Source organism: Streptomyces sp. NPDC016851, from assembly GCF_055562795.1.
In genome coordinates, this window is record NZ_JBVHEP010000001.1 from 288,861 (window position 1) to 310,477 (window position 21,617).

At 70.1% G+C, this 21,617-nt stretch carries 19 protein-coding genes and 1 pseudogene; 12 read left to right on the forward strand and 8 right to left on the reverse strand.

Going from position 1 to position 21,617, the window contains the following annotated elements; genetic code table 11:
* The first annotated feature begins 10 nt into the window (after positions 1 to 10).
* From ACZ3I3_RS01290 to ACZ3I3_RS01340, 11 genes are all read left to right on the forward strand, one after another.
* On the forward strand, positions 11 to 2,050 hold the full coding sequence (locus ACZ3I3_RS01290) for a flavin monoamine oxidase family protein (protein WP_467361580.1): 2,040 nt from the start codon (positions 11 to 13) through the stop codon (positions 2,048 to 2,050).
* Complete coding sequence (locus ACZ3I3_RS01295) at positions 2,047 to 3,891, forward strand: thiamine pyrophosphate-binding protein (RefSeq protein ID WP_467361581.1); 1,845 nt, start codon at positions 2,047 to 2,049, stop codon at positions 3,889 to 3,891. The genes ACZ3I3_RS01290 and ACZ3I3_RS01295 overlap by 4 nt, the downstream gene beginning before the upstream one ends.
* Positions 3,884 to 4,393, forward strand: a complete 510-nt coding sequence (locus tag ACZ3I3_RS01300) for an inclusion body family protein (RefSeq protein ID WP_467361583.1) — start codon at positions 3,884 to 3,886, stop codon at positions 4,391 to 4,393. Before ACZ3I3_RS01295 ends, ACZ3I3_RS01300 begins: the two co-directional genes overlap by 8 nt.
* Positions 4,394 to 4,444: 51 nt before the next feature.
* Positions 4,445 to 4,828, forward strand: coding sequence for a GNAT family N-acetyltransferase (locus tag ACZ3I3_RS01305; protein ID WP_467361584.1), 384 nt, complete (start codon positions 4,445 to 4,447; stop codon positions 4,826 to 4,828).
* Between the two features lie 10 nt (positions 4,829 to 4,838).
* Complete coding sequence (locus ACZ3I3_RS01310; protein ID WP_467361586.1) at positions 4,839 to 5,750, forward strand: LysR family transcriptional regulator; 912 nt, start codon at positions 4,839 to 4,841, stop codon at positions 5,748 to 5,750.
* A 155-nt stretch (positions 5,751 to 5,905) separates the two neighbouring features.
* Positions 5,906 to 7,075 carry a CaiB/BaiF CoA transferase family protein gene (locus tag ACZ3I3_RS01315; RefSeq protein WP_467361588.1) on the forward strand — a complete coding sequence of 390 codons (1,170 nt, stop codon included), beginning with the start codon at positions 5,906 to 5,908 and terminating at the stop codon, positions 7,073 to 7,075.
* 35 nt (positions 7,076 to 7,110) lie between these two features.
* On the forward strand, positions 7,111 to 7,884 hold the full coding sequence (locus ACZ3I3_RS01320; RefSeq protein WP_467361590.1) for a crotonase/enoyl-CoA hydratase family protein: 774 nt from the start codon (positions 7,111 to 7,113) through the stop codon (positions 7,882 to 7,884).
* Positions 7,885 to 7,890: 6 nt separating this feature from the next.
* Entirely contained in the window at positions 7,891 to 8,637 is a 747-nt protein-coding gene (locus ACZ3I3_RS01325) for an acetoacetate decarboxylase (RefSeq protein ID WP_467361592.1), read from the forward strand.
* Positions 8,634 to 9,584 (forward strand): 3-hydroxyacyl-CoA dehydrogenase NAD-binding domain-containing protein, encoded by a 951-nt coding sequence (locus tag ACZ3I3_RS01330; protein WP_467361594.1) that lies wholly within the window; start codon positions 8,634 to 8,636, stop codon positions 9,582 to 9,584. Before ACZ3I3_RS01325 ends, ACZ3I3_RS01330 begins: the two co-directional genes overlap by 4 nt.
* 1 nt (position 9,585) lies before the next feature.
* Positions 9,586 to 10,788: an acyl-CoA dehydrogenase family protein gene (locus ACZ3I3_RS01335; RefSeq protein WP_467361596.1), complete on the forward strand. Its 1,203-nt coding sequence runs from the start codon at positions 9,586 to 9,588 to the stop codon at positions 10,786 to 10,788.
* Between the two features lie 154 nt (positions 10,789 to 10,942).
* Positions 10,943 to 11,386, forward strand: coding sequence for a hypothetical protein (locus ACZ3I3_RS01340; RefSeq protein WP_467361597.1), 444 nt, complete (start codon positions 10,943 to 10,945; stop codon positions 11,384 to 11,386).
* 39 nt (positions 11,387 to 11,425) lie between these two features.
* Here ACZ3I3_RS01340 and ACZ3I3_RS01345 read toward each other — a convergent pair whose 3' ends face one another.
* Complete coding sequence (locus ACZ3I3_RS01345; protein ID WP_467361599.1) at positions 11,426 to 13,336, reverse strand: protein-arginine deiminase domain-containing protein; 1,911 nt, start codon at positions 13,334 to 13,336, stop codon at positions 11,426 to 11,428.
* Between the two features lie 139 nt (positions 13,337 to 13,475).
* Entirely contained in the window at positions 13,476 to 14,441 is a 966-nt protein-coding gene (locus ACZ3I3_RS01350; RefSeq protein WP_467361601.1) for a helix-turn-helix domain-containing protein, read from the reverse strand.
* A 120-nt stretch (positions 14,442 to 14,561) separates the two neighbouring features.
* Here ACZ3I3_RS01350 and ACZ3I3_RS01355 point away from each other — a divergent pair, with 120 nt between their 5' ends.
* A complete protein-coding gene (locus ACZ3I3_RS01355) occupies positions 14,562 to 15,617 on the forward strand; it encodes a saccharopine dehydrogenase family protein (protein ID WP_467361602.1) in 1,056 nt (351 codons plus the stop codon).
* Positions 15,618 to 15,687: 70 nt separating this feature from the next.
* Here ACZ3I3_RS01355 and ACZ3I3_RS01360 read toward each other — a convergent pair whose 3' ends face one another.
* The 6 genes and pseudogenes from ACZ3I3_RS01360 to ACZ3I3_RS01385 all read right to left on the reverse strand — a co-directional run bounded on the left by ACZ3I3_RS01360 (position 15,688) and on the right by ACZ3I3_RS01385 (position 21,522).
* Positions 15,688 to 17,022, reverse strand: coding sequence for an MFS transporter (locus tag ACZ3I3_RS01360; RefSeq protein WP_467361604.1), 1,335 nt, complete (start codon positions 17,020 to 17,022; stop codon positions 15,688 to 15,690).
* A 227-nt stretch (positions 17,023 to 17,249) separates the two neighbouring features.
* Positions 17,250 to 18,161: a MerR family transcriptional regulator gene (locus ACZ3I3_RS01365; protein ID WP_467361972.1), complete on the reverse strand. Its 912-nt coding sequence runs from the start codon at positions 18,159 to 18,161 to the stop codon at positions 17,250 to 17,252.
* A 156-nt stretch (positions 18,162 to 18,317) separates the two neighbouring features.
* Positions 18,318 to 18,886: pseudogene (locus ACZ3I3_RS01370) on the reverse strand (IS5 family transposase); the annotation flags it as partial.
* 119 nt (positions 18,887 to 19,005) lie between these two features.
* Positions 19,006 to 19,335 (reverse strand): hypothetical protein, encoded by a 330-nt coding sequence (locus ACZ3I3_RS01375; protein WP_467361606.1) that lies wholly within the window; start codon positions 19,333 to 19,335, stop codon positions 19,006 to 19,008.
* A gap of 10 nt (positions 19,336 to 19,345) precedes the next feature.
* On the reverse strand, positions 19,346 to 19,861 hold the full coding sequence (locus tag ACZ3I3_RS01380; protein ID WP_467361608.1) for a hypothetical protein: 516 nt from the start codon (positions 19,859 to 19,861) through the stop codon (positions 19,346 to 19,348).
* Positions 19,862 to 20,160: 299 nt separating this feature from the next.
* Positions 20,161 to 21,522: a hypothetical protein gene (locus ACZ3I3_RS01385; protein ID WP_467361610.1), complete on the reverse strand. Its 1,362-nt coding sequence runs from the start codon at positions 21,520 to 21,522 to the stop codon at positions 20,161 to 20,163.
* Positions 21,523 to 21,617: the final 95 nt, after the last annotated feature.

The window sequence follows — 21,617 nt, forward strand, 5'->3', positions numbered from 1 at the left end:
ATCGAAAGCTATGACCGACTTACCTCGGGACGACTCCGCCACCCGTGCCCGCTGGCAGACCTGCCTCAGGCTCGCCCGCGAACTCCTCCTCGTCGGGCCGGACGGCACCGACCTCAAACTCCACTATCTGCACACGCTGATAGACACGGGCCGCCTCGGCCCCACCCACCACCCGCGCAAGAAGATCCTCGTCATCGGCGCCGGCATCACCGGCCTCGTCGCCGGCCGACTGCTCAAGGACGCCGGACACGACGTCACCATCCTGGAGGCCAACCCCGACCGGGTCGGCGGACGCATCAAGACCTTCCGTGCCACCAAACACCACCAGCCCTTCGACGACCCCGCCCAGTACGCCGAGGCGGGCGCCATGCGGCTGCCCGACTTCCACCCGCTCGTCCTCGCCCTGGTCGACAAACTCGGGCTCGGCCGCCGCCAGTTCTACAACGTGGATGTGGACCCCGGCACCGGGAGCGGCCCCGACGTCCCCGTGCCCCCGGTGACGTACACCTCCTTCACCGGCCGCACCTGGACCTACGGCGACGACAGCCCGGACTTCCGCGAACCCGACAAGCGCGGCAACTCCTGGATTCGCGCCAACCGCACCCAGGTGCGGCGCGCCGACTACGCCGCCGGTCCGGAGCGGATCAACGAGGGCTTCCACCTCACCGACGACGAGGTCCGCGCCCCCGTCGTGAAGATGGTCGACGACGCGCTGGAGAGCGTGCGCGACCACTACTCCGACATCGTCGACGGCAAGCGCGTCAACAAGCCCTTCGAGGAGTGGGTCGAGGGCTGGGCCCGGGTGATCCGCGACTTCGACGGCTACTCGATGGGCGGCTTCCTGCGCGACCACGCCGGACTCAGCGACGAGGCGATCGAGGCCGTCGGAACGCTGGAGAACATGTCCTCGCGGCTGCATCTGTCGTTCTTCCACAGCTTCCTGAGCCGCAGCGACATCAACCCCGGCGTCCGCTACTGGGAGATACCCGGCGGCAGCTGGCGTCTGCCGTACGCCCTCCACCAGGGCCTGCGCGACGAGGTGCGGCTCGGCCACCGCGTGATCCGCCTCGAGTACCACGACCCCAGCCGCGACACCGACCCCGAGGGCACCGGTGCCGTCGGACCCGACGGGTGGGGCGTGGCCGTGCAGACCGTCGCCGAGAACGATCCACAGGCCCCGCCGCGCCTGTGGACGGCCGACCTGGCGATCGTCACCGTCCCGTTCTCCGCCCTGCGTTTCGTGGAGATCGTCCCGTCGATGTCGTACAAGAAGCGCCGCGCGATCATCGAGACCCACTACGACCAGGCCACCAAGGTGCTGCTGGAGTTCAGCCACCGGTGGTGGGAGTTCACCGAGGCCGACTGGCGCGACGAACTCGACCGCATCGCACCCGGCCTCTACGAGTACTACCGGCTGGGCGGCCAGGTGGACGCCGAAAGTGTCCCCACGTTCGACGGGTCGGGCACCGACCTGCTGGCGGCCGCCGTCAAGGACAGCAGCGTCACCGAGGAGATGCGGCAGCTCAACAGCACCATGCCGCTGCGCGGCCCCGCGGTCCGCCCCGCCACCCACTGCTTCGGAGGGGGCTCGGCCACCGACAACCCCAACCGGTTCATGTACTACCCGTCGCACCGGGTCGAAGGCAGCACCGGCGGTGTCGTGCTCGCCTCGTACTGCTGGTCCGACGACGCCGCCCGCTGGGATTCCATGCGCCCCGCGGAACGCTACGTCTACGCCCTGCGCAACCTCCAAGCCCTGCACGGCCGCCGCATCGAGGTGTTCTTCACCGGCCGCGGCGCCACCAAGAGCTGGGCCCGCGACCCGTACGCCTTCGGCGAGGCCGCCATCTACACCGCGCACCAGATGACCAGCTTCCACCTGGACGTCTCCCGGCCCGAGGGCCCCGTGCACTTCGCCGGGGAGCACACCTCCCTCAAACACGCCTGGATCGAGGGCGCCCTGGAGAGCGCCGTGCGCGCCGCCCTCGCCGTCCACCAGGCCCCGCCGGTCACCACCCCGGGCGCGGACCACGAGGAGGGCCGCTCGTGACCGCGATCGACCCCGAGTGCACAGTCGCCCGCTACCTGGCCCTGCGCCTGGCCGAACTGGGCATCACGCACCTCTTCGGCGTCCCCGGCAACCACCTCGGGCCGTTCCTGACGACCCTGCGGGCCGAGGGCGACATCGAGTGGGTCGGCACGCCCACCGAGGGCGGCGCAGGCCAGGCCGCCGACGCCTACGCCCGTATCCACGGCATCGGAGCGGCCGCCGTCACCTACAGCGTCGGCGCGTTCAACCTGCTCAACGCCTGCGGCGGCGCCTACGTCGAACAGGTCCCGCTGGTCGCCGTCAACGCCTCCCCGCCCTACGAACAGTGGCAGAACTACCGCGCTGTCGGCCTGCTCACCTCGCACATGAGCCCCCGACCCGAGAGCAACCTGGACGTCTACCGGCAGGTCACCGTGGACGCCCAGGCCATCTCCAACCCGGGCCTCGCCCCCGGCCAGATCGACGCCGCGCTCACCGCGTGCCTCTCCGAGCGCCGGCCGGTCTACCTGGAGGTCATGGAGGACCTCTGGAACGAGCCGTGCCCCGAGCCCCAGGCACCGATCGTCCCCCGGGAGCGGCCGTTCAGCGCACGCAACCAGACCATGCTGGACAAGGCCGTGCAAGCGGTCCTCACCCTGGTCGAGGAGCACCCCGGCCCGGACGGCAGGCCCCGCCCCATCGTCTGGGCCGGCGAGGAGATCGACCGGTTCCGCCTCGGCGGGCAGCTCATCGACCTGGTGGAGGCGACGGGCGTGCCGTTCTGCACCACCGTCGGCGCCAAGGCCGTCGTCGACGAGGACCTGCCGCAGTTCCACGGCGTCTACAACGGCGGCGCCAGCCACCCGGACGTGCACACCGTGTTCAAGGACTGGGCCACCTGCCGCATCGGGCTCGGCGCCTGGTCCACGTCGAAGAACCTCGGCGGGGAGCAGTACGTCGGCACCGACTGGGTGATGGCCGCGCACGGCGGCGTCAGCGTCGGCACCGGCTACTACCCCGACGTCCAGCTCACACGGTTGCTGCCCGCCCTCCAGGACGCGCTGGTGAAGGCGTACGGCTCAGGGGGCCTGGCCGCCGACTACTACGCCGAGTCCTACGCCCACCACGGACCGCGCGAGAACCGCCCGGCGGGTCTGGAACACCACCGGGCCGCACTGCGCAGCAGCCGCTCGCCCCACCGGCGCGCCGACCGCCTCACCTACGACGCCGTGTTCGACCGGATCAACCACTTCCTGAACCACGAGACGAGGGAGGACTGGACGGTCGTCTCCGACGCCGCGTTCTCCCTCATCGGCTCGATGAACCTGTCCCTGCCGGCGGGCGGGTTCCTGTCGCAGGTCAGCTGGCTGTCCATCGGCTGGTCGGTCGGCGCGGCCACCGGCGCCGCGCTCGTCCCCGAGCGTGGCGACGCCCGCCCGATGGTGTTCGTCGGCGACGGCGCCTTCCAGGAGACCTGCCAGGAAATCTCCACGCACACCAGGCACGGGCTGCGGTCGGTGGTGTTCGTCATGGACAACGGCCACTTCTACGGCGTCGAGCAGATGCTGGTGCACCCGGCGTACTACGCGGACCAGGACGCGGCCGACCCCGACTTCTACAACGTCCTCCACCCCTGGCACTACGACCGCCTCGCGGACGTCTTCGCCGGCAAGCACACACCGGCACACGGCGTCACCGTCGCGCACACCGTGGAACTCGACGACCTCCTGGACCGCCTCACCGACCCGGCCGACCCGCTCAACGCCGGACCGCTCCTGGTCCGCGTCCGCCTGCACCGCCACGACTACCCGCGGGCGATGGCGTACAAGGTGCCCGACAAGAAGGAGCAGCAGCATGGCTGATCTCAACGTACTGATCGCGTTCGACGCGGCCACGATCGTCGAACGGAACCCCAGTGCGTCCCGGAACCCCGACGCGCCGACGGGGGTCGACCACAACCTGATCTACATGACGACCCGTCTCGACCACATAGTCGGCACGTCGGGCGCCGAACTGAACCTCCGGGCCGAACCTGGCGACAGCATCAGGTGGCGCGAGACGACCCTCTCGCTCGGCAGCGACTACAAGGCACTGCTGTACCGGTACGTCAGCAACGACCCCCGGCACCAGTTGATCAGGACACCGGAGATCGAGGTGGTCGACGGCATCTACCCCCTGCCGAAGGAGGGATCCGAGGGCAGGCCGGAGTTCGACACCCAGCGCTACCAGGACCACTACTGGCGCACGACCGTCAAGAAGGCCGGCCAGGTCACCTACCACTTCTCCTTCCAGATCCTGGACCGCCACCGCCAGTTGAAGGGCTACTTCCAGTGGGATCCCTTCATCACCATCGAGGATTCCTGATCAGCGGTGGTCTGAAGGACCGTCGTCGTACGGACGTGCGACGATCCCCGGGTGAATGATCTACACGTCCGCCCGGCCACCGAGGCCGACCCGGCCACCCTCGTCCGTCTGCGTGACGCCGCGGCCCGCTGGATGCCGGCCCGCGGCGTCACCGGGCAGTGGCGGCCGGGGGAACTGGGCGAGGACCACTTCCGGCAGGTCATGGCACGGGGCGAGGTCTGGCTCGCGGAGGCCGGCGGGCGGGTCATCGGCGCCCGTCTGGACTGCCTGGCGGGCAACGCGCAGCTCAACGCCTATTACCGGGCTGCCGGTTACCGCGTCGTCGGCCACAAGGAAGGCAAACCGCAGCCGGGCGGCAGGCCCAAGTCCTTCACGCTGATGGAGAAGGAGCTGTCCGGCCCCATGGCCCCGGGGACCGCAGGCCGCAGCGGTTAGGGTGAACCGCGTGGAGCTCCTGCACCTGCGCTATTTCGTCGCCGTCGCCCAAGAACTGAACTTCTCCACCGCGGCCCGCAAACTGCACATGGCCGCTTCCCCGTTGAGCCGGCGGATCAAGGATCTCGAGAACGAACTCGGACACCGGCTGTTCGACCGCGACACCCACCACGTACGGCTCACCCCGGCCGGCAGCGCGCTGCTGCCGATCGCCCGCGGGGTCCTGGAGCAGGTCGACTCCATCCAGTGGCGGCTGGACGAGACGACCCGGCCGCGGCGGACCACCCTGCTGCTCGGTGTCCCCAGCGGCATCCATCCGGACCTGCGCGAACGCATGGCCGCTCTCGCCGAGCGGGTCGGCGACCGGTTCGAGATCAAACGCTGGCCGGGTGGCACCGAGCGGCTGGTCGACGCGGTGTGCGACGGCAGACTGGCGTTGACCCTGGCCCGGCTCCCGGTCGGCGGCGACCCGGCCCTGGAGCAGCTGCCGGTGATGTCGGAGCGGCTCGGCGCGGTCGTGCCCCGGGACCGGTTCGCGGGGCGGGAGTCGGTCGCCCTGGCCGAACTGTCCGGACTCGCCTACGCGGGTTCGCCCACGGCCGTCACCAACGCCTATTTTCGCGGTCTCGACCAGCAGCTGGCCGAGCTCGGCATCAAGAAACGGATCGAAATCGGCAGCGCGACATTCGAGGGAGTCTCCGAGATAGTGTCGAGCGGCCTGGCGTTCTCGATTTCCATGCTGGATCCGCGGAGCCCCGTGCAGAATTACCGTCTCGACAATGTGACCGTGCTTCCCTTCTCGGATTTCCATCCCCGGCTGGAGACCGGTCTGCTCTGGCGCAAGGACCGGGCACACGGCGGTGACCTGGAGGAAGTCGTCGCAGCCGCCCGCGAGATCTTCACCGAGCCGCTTCATACCTGACCCACAAGAGTATTCGTAAAAAGGCGGTATGACCACTGCGGTCATACCGCCTTTCGTCTATTGGTCACTCCATTTGTTTCCGTTCCCCAGCCCCTCCTTGCTAACTTAGTTGCCAGATACACATACATGCGAAGCGAGGAGTTGAAGGAAAAGCGATGACGGACATCACGGACACCGCCACCGGCCCCCTGGAAGGCATCCGCGTGATCGACCTGTCGACCGTGGTGATGGGCCCCTACGCGGCCCAGATCCTCGGCGACCTGGGCGCCGACGTGATCAAGATCGAGTCGCCCGCCGACACCGTGCGCGTGGGCCACTACCGCACCACGCCGGGCATGACCCCGCTGAACCTCAACGTCAACCGCAACAAGCGCAGCGTCGCCCTCAACCTCAAGGACGACACCGACCGCGAGCGGGCGCTGAAGCTGATCGACACCGCGGACGTGCTGATCACCAACATGCGGCCGGGCGCACTGCACCGCCTCGGCCTGTCCCACGACGACATCGCCGCCCGCAACCCGGGCCTCGTCTACGCGCACGCCCAGGGCTTCCGCAGCGACTCGGACCGGGCGGGCAACGCCGCCTACGACGAGACCGTGCAGGCCGCGTCCGGCCTGGTCGACATCGCCGACCGGGCGCTGGGCGAGCCCGTCTACCTGCCGACCATCATCGGCGACAAGGTCTCCTCCCTGACCATCGCCTACAGCGTGCTCGCCGCCCTGCTGCACCGGAACAGGACCGGGCAGGGACAGCTCGTCGAGATCCCGATGACCGACACCCTCATCGCGTTCAACCTGGTCGAGCACCTGGCGGGACACACCCACGTGCCCGAGACGGGCCCCACCGGCTTCGCCCTGTCGATGCTCAAGGGCCACAAGGCGGTGCGCACCAAGGACGGCCTGGCCTGCGTCATGCCGTACAACCCGCAGAACTACCGGGACTTCTTCACCGCCGCCGGACGCCCGAACCTCGCCGAGGACCCGCGGGTGAACGGGGACGCCATCGACAGCGCCGACCACGAGGACCTGGCCGCGCTCCTGGAGACCTGCGCCCCGGCGCTGACCACCGACGAGTGGGCGGAGGTGTGCGCCAAGCACAGCATCCCGATGGCCCCGGTGCTGGAACTGGACCGCGCCCACGAGGACCCGTACGTCCGCGACGGCCACCTCCTCGACACCGTCGAGCACCCGACCGAGGGCACCGTCCGCACCATCGGCATCCCGCTGCGCTTCTCCGCAACGCCCGGCTCAATCCGCCGTCTGGCGCCGGTCGCCGGCCAGGACACCGAGGACGTCCTCGCCGAGCTCGACACCGCCGTCCGCTGACCGTCCGACCGTCTGACCGTCACAGGAGGACAGCCATGAGCACCCCCACCACCCCCGTACGCACCGAACGCATCGGCTCCACCCTGCTGATCACCCTCGACCGCCCCGAGGCCCGCAACGCCGTGAACGCCGCGGTCGCCACCGGCCTGACCGCCGCCCTGGACGAACTGGAGGCCGACCCCGAGCTGCGGGCCGGCGTCCTGACCGGAGAGGGCGGCACGTTCAGCGCCGGCATGGACCTCAAGGCCGCGCTGCGCGGCGAGTCGCCCGAGGTCGAAGGCCGCGGCTTCGGCGGACTGACCGAGGCCGAGCCGGCCAAGCCCCTGATCGCCGCCGTGGAGGGCTACGCCATGGGCGGCGGCTTCGAACTCGCCCTGGCCTGCGACCTGATCGTCGCCGCCGAGGACGCCCGGTTCGGGCTGCCCGAGGTCAAGCGCGGCCTGATCGCGGCGGGCGGCGGCGTGATCCGGTTGCCCAAGCGCGTCCCGCACCACCTGGCCATGGAACTCCTGCTGACCGGCGAGCCCGTCGACGGCCGCCGCGCCGGCGAACTGGGCCTGGCCAATCGGGTCACCGCCACCGGCCAGGCCGCCGCCGAGGCGCTCCGGCTGGCCGAACGGCTCGCGGAGAACGCCCCGCTCGCGCTCGCGGCCGTCAAGCGCGTCGTCCGCGCCGCCGACGGGGCGCCCGACGCCGACGCCTTCGCCTTCCAGCGCGGGGAGATGAAGACCCTGATGGCCTCGGCGGACGTACGCGAGGGCATGACGGCCTTCGCCGAGCGCCGCCCCGCGCGGTGGACGGGACGGTGAGCCGCCATGCAGGCCGAGGACGTACGACAGCACCTCACCACCCCGCTCACCAGCCCGGCGTACGCGCCGACGGTCCCGCGGTTCACCGACCGTGAGTACCTGAACGTCGTCTACCGCACCGACCCCGACGCGCTGCGGGCCGTCGTCCCCGAACCGCTGCGGATCGGTGAACCCCTGGTCCGGTTCGAGGTCATGAAGATGGGCGACGTCAGCGGATACGGCCCCTACACGGAGGCCGGCCAGGCGATCCCCGTCGGCTTCGAGGGCGAGCAGGGCGAGTACCTGCACGCCATGTACCTCGACAACTTCCCGGCGACCGCCTCCGGCCGCGAGGTCTCCGCCTACCCGAAGGTGCTCGGCTCCCCGTCGCTCACCGTCGACTCCGGCGCGCTCGTCGGCACCCTCGACCACGGCAGCCTGCGGGTCGCCACCGCCACCATGGGCTACAAGCACCACGAGCTGGACCGGCGCGAGGCCGAGGCCCAGATCACCGTGCCGGCCTTCATGCTCAAGACGATTCCCGGCTACGACGGGCTGCCGCGGGTGCAGGAACTCGTCCGCACGCGCATCACCGACGTCACCGTCAAGGAGGCCTGGACCGGGCCCGCCCGGCTCCAGCTCTTCGCGCACGTGCTCGCCCCGCTGGCCGACCTGCCGGTGCTGGAGGTCGTCTCCGCGAGCCACATCCTCACCGACCTGACGCTGTCCGGCGTCGAGCCGGTCCACGACTACCTGAAGGGAGCCGCGTCATGACCCGCACCTTCCGTACGGCCGCGGTGATCGGCGCCGGGACCATCGGCCTGTCCTGGACGGCCCTGTTCGCCGCGCACGGCCTGACGGTCCGGGTGAGCGACCCGCGACCGGACCTCGCCGAGGCCGTGGACGAGGCCCTCGCGCAGTCCGCCCCGCACCTGGCCGCCCGCGGCCTGGACGTGACGGACCTCGTCGGCCGGGTGCACCTCGCCGCCGGTGTCACCGAGGCCGTCCGGGACGCGGACGTCGTCCAGGAGAACGGCCCCGAGCGCGTCGAGTTCAAGCAGGACCTGTTCGCCGCCCTGGCCCGGCAGGCACCCGGCCACGCGCTGCTGCTCAGCTCCTCGTCGGCCATCCCCTCGACCGAGTTCACCAAGGAACTGGCGGACGAGGACGCCGCCCGCGTCCTGATCGGCCACCCCTTCAACCCGCCGCACCTCGTCCCGCTCGTCGAGGTCGTCCCCGGCGAACGCACCGGCCAGGACGCCGTACGGGCCGCCGTCGACTTCTACACCTCGGTCGGCCGCACCCCGGTCGTCGAACGCAAGGAGATCCCCGGCTTCGTCGGGAACCGGCTGCAGAACGCCCTCAGCCGCGAGGCCGTGTACCTCGTCGAGCAGGGCGTGGTGACGCCTGAGGAACTCGACACGGTGATGACCAACTCGCTGGGCCTGCGCTGGGCCACGGTCGGGCCGTTCCTCGGCTCCCACCTGGGCGGCGGACCGGGCGGCTACCGGCACCTGGCCGAGCACATCGGCCCCTCGATGAAGCGCATGTGGGCGAGTCTCGGCACCCCGTCGCAGCAGGGGGAACAACAGGAACGGCTCATCGCAGCCGTCGAACAGGCCTACGGCTCCGCCCCGTACGCGCAGCTCACCGAGGCGCGCGACCGCAGGCAACTCGCCGTCCTGTCCGCCCTGGACAGCGCCGACAAGGAGGAGAACTGAGATGACCACCACGATGGAACCGCTCGAAGACCAGCTGATCGCGGACTTCTACGCCTACGAGGCACTGCTGCCGGACGAGGAGCGGGGGATCCTCCTCAAGGCCCGCGCCCTCATGCGCGACGAGATCAAGCCGCTGGTCAACGCCCACTGGGCCAAGGGCGAGTTCCCCCGGGAACTCGTCGGCGTCTTCCGCGACAGCGGCCTCGCCGGCCTGCCCTACGAGGGCTACGGCGAGCACCGGCCCGCCGTCTCCAACCTGCTCAGCGGCATGCTGGCGATGGAACTGAGCCGCACCGACGCCTCGGTGGCCACCTTCTTCGGCGTCCACAACGGCCTCGCGATGTACTCCGTCCACTCCGGCGGCGACCAGGAGCAGCGCGACCGCTGGCTCCCGGAGATGGCCGCGATGGACAAGATCGGCGCGTTCGCCATGACCGAGCCCCTCGGCGGCTCCGACGTCGCGGGCGGCATGCGCACCACGGCGAAGCGCGAGGGGGACACCTGGATCCTGAACGGCGCCAAGAAGTGGATCGGCAACGCGACCTTCGCCGACTACGTCGTGGTGTGGGCGCGGGACGTCGACGACAACCACGTCAAGGGCTTCGTCGTCGAGAAGGGCACGCCCGGCTTCGAACCGGCGAAGATCGAGGGCAAGATCGCCTTCCGGATCGTCGAGAACGCCGAGATCACCCTCACCGACGTGCGGGTGCCGGAGGCGAACCGCCTGCAGAACATCAACTCCTTCCGCGACGTCGCCGAGATCCTGCGCGCCACGCGCAGCGGAGTGGCCTGGCAGGCGCTGGGCGTGATGACCGGCGCCTACGAACTGGCCCTCGACTACGCCCGGGAGCGCCGCCAGTTCGGCCGTCCGATCGGCGGTTTCCAGCTCGTACAGGACCTGTTGGTCAAGAGCCTGGGCAACATCACCGCGTCGTGGGGCATGCTGGTGCAGCTCGCCCGGTTGCAGGACGCCGGTGTCTTCCGCGACGAACACTCCGCCCTGGCCAAGGCGTTCGTCACCGCGCGGATGCGGGAGGTCGTGGCCTGGAGCCGGGAGATCTTCGGCGGCAACGGCATCCTCCTGGACCACGACATCGCCCGCTTCTTCGCCGACGCCGAGGCGATCTACTCCTTCGAGGGCACCCGCGAGATGAACACCCTGATCGTCGGCAAGGCGATCACGGGGCAGAGCGCGTTCGTGTGACGCGGACCAGCCCGGTCCGGACGAAGCAACCCCAGGTCTTGGACCTGGGGTTTCGTCATGCTCCGGGCCGTCGCTCGACTGTCCGGTTCGAGTGTTTCACTGAACGGCTGTCAGTGGGACCCTGACGGGCACCCTCGGGAAAGGAAGCGCGGGCATGATCGAGTGGAGGCCACTGGGCACCGGAGCCAGGCCCGTTCCGAGGCCCGTGGCGACACCGCTGGTGTGGGCCGGGGCGTTCGGCGGCGCGCTGGTGCTGGTGGCAGTCCTCAACGCCGTGGTGGGGACCGGCCGTCCGGGGCTGGCCCTGCTCGCGCTGTCCCTGCTGGCCGCGGTGCTCGGCCTGTGTGCGCGCTTCACGGCGGCCCCCGGCACGGCCGTCCTGTGCTGGCTGTTCCTCAACGGCTTCGCCATCCCGCCCGCGGGCGTCCTCACCTGGGCCGGCCCCCGCGACACGACATGGCTGGCCTGCCTGCTCACCGCCACGCTCGTCGGCACGGCCCTGGCCCGCGTCGCCCACGCTCGCGCGGCCTACCGCCGCCTGGCACCCGGGCGCACCCGGCCCAACGGCGGCCGCGGCGACGGACCGCACGGCTCCTGACCTGACCGTGCGGTTCCGCCGCCTGCTCCTCGGGACGGATCAGCCCGCCGGGCGCTGCCACCACGCGGCGCTCGCGTCGCGCAGGGTGTTGGTGCCGCAGTGCACCTCACCCATGCCGAGGTGGTACGTGTACCAGTCGTCGATGTACGACACCTTCAGGCCGACCCGCTGGTAGGCGGCGTTGACGGCCTGCGTGAAGATGTCCTTGCCGCCGATGACGGGCCCCCACTGGCGCGGGGCGAGGTAGCGGTCGCGCCCCAGGAGCACGCCGTTGACCGCTCCGGGAACGTACGCGCTGGTCATCACCGTCCCCGCGGCCTTCGCACGCGAGCCGGACGGGTTCTGGGCGAGCCACTTCTGCTGGCCGCGGTCCCCGAGGCTGTCCACGAGGTCGGAACCTGCGCCCATGCGCGTCAGACGCGGCACGGGAATCTCGTCGCCTTCGGCGGTCATGACCTCCGACTCGCGGGTGTACAGCGCGGGCACCCGCACGATCTCCCCGTCGGTGACGCCCGTCTCCCGCTTCAGGATCTCCAGGTTGGCCGCGATGCGACGCGCGGCCATCTCGTTGTCGGCCACCAGATGCTTGGAGGCGAGCGCCTGGTCGATGGTCTCCTTGGGCGCCGGACTGTCACTGCGGCCCGGGACGGAGAACATCTTCGTCTTGCCGTGGCCGTCGCGCTTGGCGTCGCGCAGCAGCTTCAGCCCCGCCCGCGGGTCGGCGACGCCGAGGCGCCAGCCGCGCGGAGTGTCGGCGGGCAGGAACTGCACGAACTCGTCGACGTGCCCCACCCCCAGCCAGGAGGTGTCCAGCAGCAGCGGGTCCTGCAGGCCCTGCGACTTGAGCATCGTCCGCATCACCTTGGACGGCCGCGCCCCGCTGTCCTTGCGCTCGCCCATGATGATCCGCCCGGCCGGGAAGGAGCGGCCGCCGTGCGCGTAGGGCGGGATGGTCTCCAGGTTCCCCATGGAGTTGAGCGACCAGTCGTCGGGCTCGGCCCGGTCGGTCACCTGCACCACACCGATGTCCCGGCCGCGCACCTTCTCGAACAGCTCCCGGCCCGCGTCCCGGTCCGGCTGGGCGGACCGCAGCATCACGCGCATCACGTGCCGCTGACCGCCCGGCCCCGTCATGCTGACGTAGGCCGGTTCGACGAAGTCCTGGGTCCAGGGGTCGGCGTACTTCTTGAACTTGACCAGCGGTGCGGTGACTCCGGCCTTCTTGACTTCCTTGCCGAGCTCGGCGACGAACTTCTGCTGAAGACGGCTGTACGTGCCCTGGCCCTGGACCTCGGTCACCATCACCTGCTGGGTGTTCTGCAGGTGGTGGTGGGTCAGCAGCGGCGCGACGCGCAGGGTCACGGAGTCGGAGGTGGACTCCTGCCCGGACGTCACCGTCAGCCGGACCACCGCCCGGCCGTCCCACTTCGCGCTGTCCCGGACGACGTCGGTGCCCTCGACACCGAACTCCACACCGGACTTCAACTCGGCGGCGGACAGCCGGGTTTTGTCCGTCACCAGGACCCACTTCCCGGAACGCTTGAGGAAGAGGTGCGTGTGCTTGCCACCCGTGGTGACCTTCAGTGTGCCCTTGGCGTCCTTGCCCAGATCCGGCATGGGGACGGAACGGACCCGGGCGAGGTCGTCGGCGTCCGCGCTGCCGTTGACCTTGGTGTCGGAACCGTCGTTGCACGCGGCCAGCTTGGCGTCGGACAGCGGTTTGCCACCGGGCCCGGTCACCGGGCACCGCTTGGTGTCGTCATCGAGATTGGGCAGATACACAGCGCCACGCTCGACGGACCAGCTGTTCTCACCGGCCTTGTCGCTGCTGCCGGTGACATCGACCCGTCCGTCACGGTTCACATCGGCCCGCAGATCGGCACGCCCGCCCGCCTCGACGGCGACGGCCGGCCCCGCCAGCACGGATCCCGCGGCGGCGAGAGCCAGCACGACGGACCCGGCCGGGTACAGGCGCGAAGGTCTACGTGTACGTATACGCGTACCTGAACGCACAGCATGTTCCTCTCGGTTGGGGGGTTCGCTGTGCAAGAGGAGAAACAGCGGCTGTGCGTTCACTGTGCGGCGGGAGTTACTCCACTGCCGGCCGGGTGGGTCCGGGCGCCGAGCGGAAGGTCCGGCGGTAGGTGTCCGGGGGCACGCCGACCGTACGGTTGAAGTGCCGGCGCAGCGTGGTGGCGGTCCCCATGCCGGTGGCCGCCGCGATGGTGTCGACCGGGTCGTCGGTGGCCTCCAGCAACTCCTGGGCACGGCGAATCCGTTGGGTCAGCAGCCACTGCAGCGGGGTGGTGCCGGTCACCGCCCTGAAGAGGCGGCCGAGATGGCGCGAGCTCATCCCTGCACGGCGTGCCAGGTCCTGCACGGTGAGCGGTTGGTCGAGACGCTCGATCGCCCAGGGCAGCAGCGCGGCGAGCGGGTGGTCGTCCCGGGCGGGCACAGGGGCGGCGACGAACTGGGCCTGGCCACCGGCCCGGTGCGGCGGCACGACCAGGCGGCGGGCCACGGCGTTGGCGACGGCCGGGCCGTGGTCGAGACGGACCAGGTGCAGGCAGAGGTCCATCGCGGCGGCCTTGCCGGCCGAGGTGAGCACACTGCCGTTGTCCACGTACAGGACGTCCGGATCGACCTCCACCCGCGGATAGCGGGCGGCCAGCGCCTCGGTGTGCGCCCAGTGCGTGGTCGCGCCCCTGCCGTCCAGCAGGCCGGCGGCGGCCAGCACGAACGCGCCCGTGCACAGGGAGGCCACCCGCGCACCTGCCTCGTGGGCCGCACGCACGGCACCGACGAGCTCGGCGGGCGGCTCCACGTCGGTGTCCGCCCAGCCGGGCACGATCACGGTGTCCGCGTCCCGCAGCCCGTCGAGCCCCCGGTCGGGCTCCAGCCGGAACCGCCCGACCCGCACGGCGCCCGCCCCGCAGACCCGGACGTCGTACCAGGGCACGCCCACGCCCACCGGAGCCGACCCGAACACCTCATGGGCCAGGGACAGTTCGAAGTGGAGCATCCCGTCGGTGACGGCGAGCGCGACAGTAGTCATGTCCGGAACTGTACGGGGCAGGTCGTTCCAGACACTCACGGTGGACGGCCCATGGTGGCCAGGATGTCTGTACCAGCTCACAGCGGACCGGATGGCGTGAGCACTCGAGGGGGAGAGCCCATGGGATCGGCAAAATCGGCGACGGCGACGGCGACGGTGACGGTATACGGCGCGTACGGCCACACGGGACGCTTCGTCGTGGCTGAACTGCGCGAACGCGGGTTCGTCCCGATCCTCGCAGGCCGGGACGCGGACAAACTGCGCGCGCTGGCGGCATCCGTCCCAGGCCTCGAAGTCCGCCCCGCCTCGATCGACGACCCAGCCTCGCTGGACCGCGCCCTGTCCGGCGCGGCCGCCGTGATCAACTGCGCCGGGCCCTTCGCCCTCACCGCCGCGCCCGTGATCGAGGCGGCCCTGCGCGCCGGGATCCCGTACGTGGACGTGGCGGCCGAGATCGAGGCCAACGTCGGCACGTTCACGCACTTCGCGGACCGTGCCCGGGCGGTGGGAGCGGTGATCGTCCCGGCGATGGCCTTCTACGGCGGCCTGGGCGACCTCCTGACCACGGCCGCGATGGGCGACTGGAAGACGGCCGACGAAGCGACCATCGCCTACGGACTGAGCAGCTGGCACCCCACGCCCGGGACCCGCGCCGCGGGCACGGTCTCCCGAGAGCGGCGGGCCGGCCGGCGCGTCCGCTTCACGAACGGCCGCCTGGAGTACCAAGACACCGAGCCGGCCCTTCTGAAGTGGCCCTTCCCCGACCCGATGGGCCCCCGGGAGGTCATCGGGGAGTTCACGATGGCCGACGTGGTCACCATCCCCAGCCACCTCGCCATCCCCGAGGTACGCACCCACATGACGACGGAAGCGGCCGCCGACCTCTCCTCCCCGGACACCCCGCCCCCGACGGCGACCGGCCGCTCCGACCAGACCTTCCTCGTCGAAGCGGTCGTACGTTCCGGCGGCACCGAACGCCGCGCCGTGGCAACGGGCCAGGACATCTACGCCGTCACCGCCCCGCTGGCGGTGGAGGCGACTGACCGCATCCTCACGGGCCGCACGCACGCGGTAGGCGTGGCCTCCGCGGGCCAGATCTTCGACGCGGCCGACTTCCTCGGGGCGCTGGCTCCGCGCATCACCTTTGAATTGCTCCAGCCAAGGTCGCAGTCCTGACGGACGAAGCGGGGGCGCGGCCACGGCAGCCCTCGACAACTCACCTGGTGTGGCAGCGCGTTCAGCTGGATCAGTCGCAGGGCCGAGACGGCCGTCTCCGTGAGTACACCCGTTTCGCCCCCGAACCCTGCGGCAGCGAGCCCTCCGCCCTGGCGCGGGGAGAACCGATACGGTCCATCTGCCTCCAGGCCGGGAAGATCACCGGGCACAGCGTGGCGAGCAGATACACACCGCCCACCGCCAGCAGCGTGGAGGACAAGCCGACCGAATCCACGAGGGAGCCCGCGGCCAGTCCGCCCAGCGGAGTGACCAAATGCACCGAGGCCGTTGTCGCGCTCAGCACGCGGCTGCGCAGTTCCTCCGGCACCGTCTCATACGTCACGGTGGCCATGATGGGATTGAGCACACCGAAGGCGAGGCCCTCAACTGCCATGATCACGACCAGCGGTGTGAAGGTGTCGGTGAAGGCGGCCACCACGAAGCGCGGCAGGCCCCCGATGAGAAAAGCGATCGTGAACACGGGCCACCGCCGAAAGCGGCTGCCCACCGCCCCATAGACCAGCGCCCCCGTGAGAGCGCAAACCCCGAACGCCGCGTTCAGCAGACCGAGATCGACGGCACCATCAAGCTCCTCACGGGCATGCACGGGTAGGAGCACAGCGCTCCATCCCTGGTCGAGGCCCCTGGTGACCAGCGTCATCAGGCACAGGCCCAGCAGCAACGGCGTGACCGCCACGAAGCGATAGCCTTCCGCGAGTTCACGACGGTAGGCACGCAGCGACGCCGGCTCGGCCCGTCGTTGGGCCCGCGCCTCGGGCAGGCCGCGCACCCCGAACGCGAACAGTGGCGCGGCCACGGCGAAGGTCGCGGCATCCACCAACAGGACGTTCTCGGCTCCGAGTACGGCGATCAGCACCCCTCCGAGAGCGGATGCCGTCAGCGCCGCGCAGCGTGCCGCACCGTCGTACAGCCCCGCGGCCCTGGTCAGCGGCATTCCGGCGCGTTCGGCGAGCGTGGGCAACAGCACGCCGCGAGCGGTTTCACCCGGCGCACGGAACAGCCCTGTCATCGCCATCAGCACGCACAGCATCCAGAACTGCAGGATGCCGGCGAACTGCAGCAGCGGGATCGCCGCAACGGCGACCCCGCAGGCGAGATCCGAGGCGACACTCACTCGCCGTCGCCCCATCCGGTCGATGACCGGACCGGTGACGAGCGCAGCGAGCACTGCGGGCAGCAGTGTGCAGAACGCGACGACTCCGGCCCTGGCGGCGCTGCCCGTGCTCTGCAGCACGAACCACGGCACGCCCATGTATGTAAGGCAATTCCCGGCGATCGAAACGAGGTTGGCGGCAAGAACCGTTGCCAGAGGACGGCGATCAACCGTCCCGAAGTCTTCGGACACTACGGTGGTCTCCCATAAGGGGAAGCGCCCACCGTGAATGAAGCAGGTCAGCCGGTGGGCGAGGCGAAGTGGTCAGCGTCTGGCGCGCATGGCGAGGCGCACCGCGGTGCGGTGTTCACAAGCAGCGCCTCCAACACTTCGCCGGGATGACCACCCGGCACCTCCACGCATTGTGACCTCGGGCACAGACCCTCCGCAACGACGATCCGTCACAACTAGGGCGTGTTTTAGGTAGCGGGTGAGTCTTGGGCGCAGAGTTCTACGGCCAGTTCCATACAGCGCAGGCGGGCTGGGGAGAAGTCGTAGGGCATCTTGCCGATGGCTTCGAACACGCTCATGGAGTCAGTCTCCCGCCCGCCGGAGCTGAGATCGGCCTCGTCCTCGCCCTCATGGGCGGGAGCAGGGTGCACAGCGTCCCAGGCGTCGAAGAGGGCATCGTCGTCCTTTTCCAGACCGGACTTCTCGATGACGGCGTGCAGGGCGCTTTCGAAGGCGTGCCGTTCGGCGGCCACCTGGGCCACGCGCGGATCATCGACGGCGACGCTGTCATCGAGTGCCTCCTCGGCGTCATCGATGCGGTCGGAGTCCTCCCGCAGAGCGGGGTGCGTGGCCAGGACGACGAAGCGGGTGGCCTGGACGGCCGCGCCGAGCGGGCCGAAGATCCGCTCAATGACCAGCAGGCTGTCCAGGTCCGCCTGACGCAGGGAGCCCTCGGGCAGGCTCTTGAGGCGTTCGGTGACGAAGTCGGAGAGCAGACCCATCCGGCTGCCTTCGGTGCGCATCCGCTGCACGGCGGTCCGCTGCCGCCGCACTTCTGCTTCCTGCTCGGCGAGGGTTTCCTCCAACCGCTCCAGGATGCCCGCGATACCGTCTCCGCTGTCCGCACCGGCGGAAGCCGTGCCGGTGGTAAAGGCGTCACGGATGTCGTCCAGGGCGATCCCGGCGTCGGTCATCTTGCGAATCCACAGCAGCCGGATCATGTCTTCGTAGCCGTAGCGGCGGCGGTCATCGCCGCCCCGCTCAGGCTCGGGGAGCAGGCCGATCTCGTGGTAATGACGGATCGCCCGCGGCGTGGTGCCGGCGAAGGCGGCCGCGTCACCGATCTTGACCTGGCGAGGTGGCATGAAGGACGAATGCATGAGCAGGGATCTTTCCTCGAGGGATCGGGACGTAAGTCCACCGGACCACATGCCGCTACGGAAGGTGCAACCCCATACGCACCGCCCCGCGCCAATGCAATGAGCGCAGGGCCGTCCTTTTCTGCTGGGGCATCCGCACGACGGCAGGCTGAGGGTTCACAGCCACTGATGAATCGCCGCGACCTGAACCGTCGCCTCGAACCGAACCGCAAGTTTGTCGAACCGGGTCGTCACGGCCCGGTGCTGCTTGAGACGGTTGATCCCGCATTCGACCGCGTGCCGGGCCTTGTAGTCCTCGCGGTCGAAGAAGGGCGGACGGCCACCGCCACGTCCGCGGCGCCTGCGGTTGCGGACCTGATCGACCGGCTCAGGAATCGTGCACCTGATGCCACGTCTGCGCAGGTAGGCGCGATTCGCGCGCGAAGAGTACGCCTTATCGCCTCGCACCCGCAGCGGGCGGCTTCTCGGCCGGCCGACACCAGGCCGGGCACCCCGATCGCGTTCAGGACCGGCTCGAACTGAGGACTGTCACCGCGCTGCCCGGCGATGATCAGCAGCGACAACGGCTTCTGTTCCTGCTCACACGCCAGATGACTCTTCGTGGTGAACCCGCCTCGCGACCTGCCCAGTCCGTGGTCTTCAGGTTCGGCGCTCACTCCGCCCGGCGGTTCCTTCTGCACAGCACCGCGCCGGCGGGCACCGGCAGCATGCTGGTGTGCCCGGCAGATGAGCCCGCGCCGTCGGCCCCGAAGTTGCCGATCGTCCGGCCTACGAGCCGATCACGGCGGTGTTCGCCGCGGCCGGCCCGCTTGCCGTTCGGACGTCAACTCCCGTACGTACCCTCTCAGTCCAGCCGCTTCCCCATGCGCGCTGAAACCTTCTCCGTGTCCTTCGTGTGCCACCACTCGAACAGGTGGGTGCGCACGAGGAATCCGAGGTAATCCAGGGTGTCCTCGGAGAGGTCTCCGCTCACCAGGCTCGCTTCCTGCCCCTGGTAGTCGAGTGAGACCTCCCAGAGCTGGCCTGAGACGCTGACCCGGATTTTCAGAAGCAATTCAGGGGAGACAGACGGCACCTTCACCTCAAGGACTTCAAGAGAGGTTCCTCCTCCCTCGCTCTGCGGTCCTGAGAGTTTTCGGGTGAGTGCTTCCCTCACTTGCTCCGGGGTGGCCATATGGGTCCTCTCAGCACTTTGCCCCTGCGCCCGCCGAAGTCGCAGCCACGGTCGCGGTCGTGTACTCCACCGTGGCCGTGATGACTCCCTGGGGCGTCAGGCCGCCCGGCTTCCCTCCGAGGGGGCCCTTGTTGACGACCACCTTGAAGTTCTTCCTCGGCGGCTTCGAGGAGCAGCCGGCGCCCACCTTGTATCGGTAGTACACCCCGGGTGACCTCTCGTAGCCGTTGAAGAGGGTGTCGCTGATCTTGTTCTTGAAGCTCGTGCTCCAGCGTCCGCGCTCAACTATGTGGTTGTAGCCCCACGTCTTCGTTCCGCAGCGCAAAGGCATCTTGCTCGGGCCGATGTAGAAGGTGTAGGCGACCTTCGAGTAGTGCTTCGACTTACAGGGGTTCGACGCGCTCACCGCGGCCGTTGCGGGCATCTCGGTGGATGCGTTCGCGGGCATCGGCGCGGCCAGTAGGACAGTTGCTCCTGCTGCCGCGATGAACGTCGCGGTGGACTTGCGGAAATACGTAGCGCGCACGTCTTCTCTTTTCGATGCGGGATGTGCCTGTGTGTCTCCTGTGGGCCTGCTTATGCTCCCCTTCTGCGATTTACGATTGCAAGGAATCCCTGCGTGACCATGTTCACGTTCTGGAGTGGAACCGATACGCTGCGCTGCTCATCTTGCCCTGAATGCCTGGTGTGCCGAGTTCGTAGCAACAGGCATCCAGGGCAGGCCGATTGCGGACCGGTGCATGCGAGTGCCCGGCCTGCCCAGGTCGTCCGTGACCAAGCCGACGCCGCCACGACGAGGCTGTCGGGAGCGTGAGGCTATCCGCGTCACCACCCCGTCAGCAGCAAATGGTTGAGCAGCAACGCCAGCACCACCTGCCCGGTGAGCCACGCACGCGGGTGGGGAAGCAACGCGCAGGACGGGAGGAGCCACACCGCGAAGGGGAGCCAGATGCGTTCCGTTTCCGCCTTGCTCATGCCGGACAGGTCGGCGATCAGCAGGGCGAGCAGCGCGGCGGAGACGAGGAGTGCGAGGCGGGTCTCGTCAACCCGGTCGGGCGGGTCGGCACGGCGGGGGAGGAGCCTTCCCGCCGTCCCCCGCAACACCCCGCCCGCCCGCCGCAGCCCCGCCACCGTCGCCGGCCCCGTGATGAGCACCGTGCAGGCCAGGTTGGCCCACACCCAGTAGCCGTAGGGGCGGATGCCGCCCGCGCCCTGGTGGTAGCGCGTCACCAGCAGGCGGTACGCCTCCCACCAGTCGAATCCGGCGAGCGTGAACGCCGCCGGGATCACGGACAGTCCGGCGAGGAGTGGCACCAACAGGGCGGGGCGCTCCCGGATCCCGTGCCGGCCGAGCAGCAGTACCGCCGCCGCGATCAGCGCGACGAGGGTGAGGCCGTAGGAGAGGTAGCAGGTCAGGCCGAACAGCAACCCCGACGCCCCGGCCCACGACAGCGAGCGCCTCGTGAGCGCCAGTGCCAGCAGCGCCACCGCCCACGCCGCCACCGCCGCGAAGTACGCGTCGGCCGAGGTGCCCATCCACACCGCCGCCGGGGCCACGACGAGGAAGGGGGCCGCCCGGCGTGCGAGGGACTCGTCGGTCAGGGCGCGGATCGTGACCAGTACGGCGACGCAGGCCGTCGCCCCGACGGTGATGCACCACATGCCCGCCCAGCCGCCGCCCCGCAGCCCGACCCGGTCGAGCAGGACGAAGGTGAGGGTGGCGGCGGGCGGGTGGCCGGCGATGTGGGCGGGCCAGTTGTCGGGGGAGTCCAGCAGGATGTGCTGGGTGAAGTCGCGTAGGGCTGCCGGGATGTCGTCGAAGCGGTCGATGACCTGGAGGTACTCGTAGCGGGTGGTGAGCCGGCGCGCGATGCCCCGGTCCCAGCCGTCGATCAGGGCCAGGGAGAAGATCCACGCCGTGGCCGCGCCCCAGGTCGCAGGGAGCAGGGTCCGCCAGGGGAGCCGGGCCGCGAGGGCGGGGCCGTACGCCACGGTGGCGATCGCCAAGAGGACGGCCGCCGGGGTGCCGGGGCCCAGGTGGGGGCCCCAGGACGCCAGCAGCGGGGGCCAGTCGACGAACAGCGTGCGACTGGTGTCCTGGATGCGGCGGCCGACCAGGGCGGCGGCCGTCACGAGCAGCACGGCAGCCCCGGCGGCGTACAGGTCACGGCGGAGGGAGCGGGTCACAGCGGAACGCTAGGCCGACAGGGCGGGCGCGGACCGCCGTCCGGGCCGGATGTCAGCGTTTCGTCATGGGTCGAGCACCCATTCCCGGGGTGTTC

What these genes read in the sequence shown, in the direction of transcription:
- ACZ3I3_RS01290 (WP_467361580.1), top strand. Translation starts at nt 11, where the DNA reads ATGACCGACTTACCTCGGGACGACTCCGCCACCCGTGCCCGCTGGCAG.
- ACZ3I3_RS01300 (WP_467361583.1), top strand. Translation starts at nt 3,884, where the DNA reads ATGGCTGATCTCAACGTACTGATCGCGTTCGACGCGGCCACGATCGTC.
- ACZ3I3_RS01315 (WP_467361588.1), top strand. Translation starts at nt 5,906, where the DNA reads ATGACGGACATCACGGACACCGCCACCGGCCCCCTGGAAGGCATCCGC.
- ACZ3I3_RS01320 (WP_467361590.1), top strand. Translation starts at nt 7,111, where the DNA reads ATGAGCACCCCCACCACCCCCGTACGCACCGAACGCATCGGCTCCACC.
- ACZ3I3_RS01325 (WP_467361592.1), top strand. Translation starts at nt 7,891, where the DNA reads ATGCAGGCCGAGGACGTACGACAGCACCTCACCACCCCGCTCACCAGC.
- ACZ3I3_RS01330 (WP_467361594.1), top strand. Translation starts at nt 8,634, where the DNA reads ATGACCCGCACCTTCCGTACGGCCGCGGTGATCGGCGCCGGGACCATC.
- ACZ3I3_RS01335 (WP_467361596.1), top strand. Translation starts at nt 9,586, where the DNA reads ATGACCACCACGATGGAACCGCTCGAAGACCAGCTGATCGCGGACTTC.
- ACZ3I3_RS01340 (WP_467361597.1), top strand. Translation starts at nt 10,943, where the DNA reads ATGATCGAGTGGAGGCCACTGGGCACCGGAGCCAGGCCCGTTCCGAGG.
- ACZ3I3_RS01350 (WP_467361601.1), bottom strand. Translation starts at nt 14,441, where the DNA reads ATGACTACTGTCGCGCTCGCCGTCACCGACGGGATGCTCCACTTCGAA.
- ACZ3I3_RS01355 (WP_467361602.1), top strand. Translation starts at nt 14,562, where the DNA reads ATGGGATCGGCAAAATCGGCGACGGCGACGGCGACGGTGACGGTATAC.
- ACZ3I3_RS01365 (WP_467361972.1), bottom strand. Translation starts at nt 18,161, where the DNA reads ATGCATTCGTCCTTCATGCCACCTCGCCAGGTCAAGATCGGTGACGCG.
- ACZ3I3_RS01375 (WP_467361606.1), bottom strand. Translation starts at nt 19,335, where the DNA reads ATGGCCACCCCGGAGCAAGTGAGGGAAGCACTCACCCGAAAACTCTCA.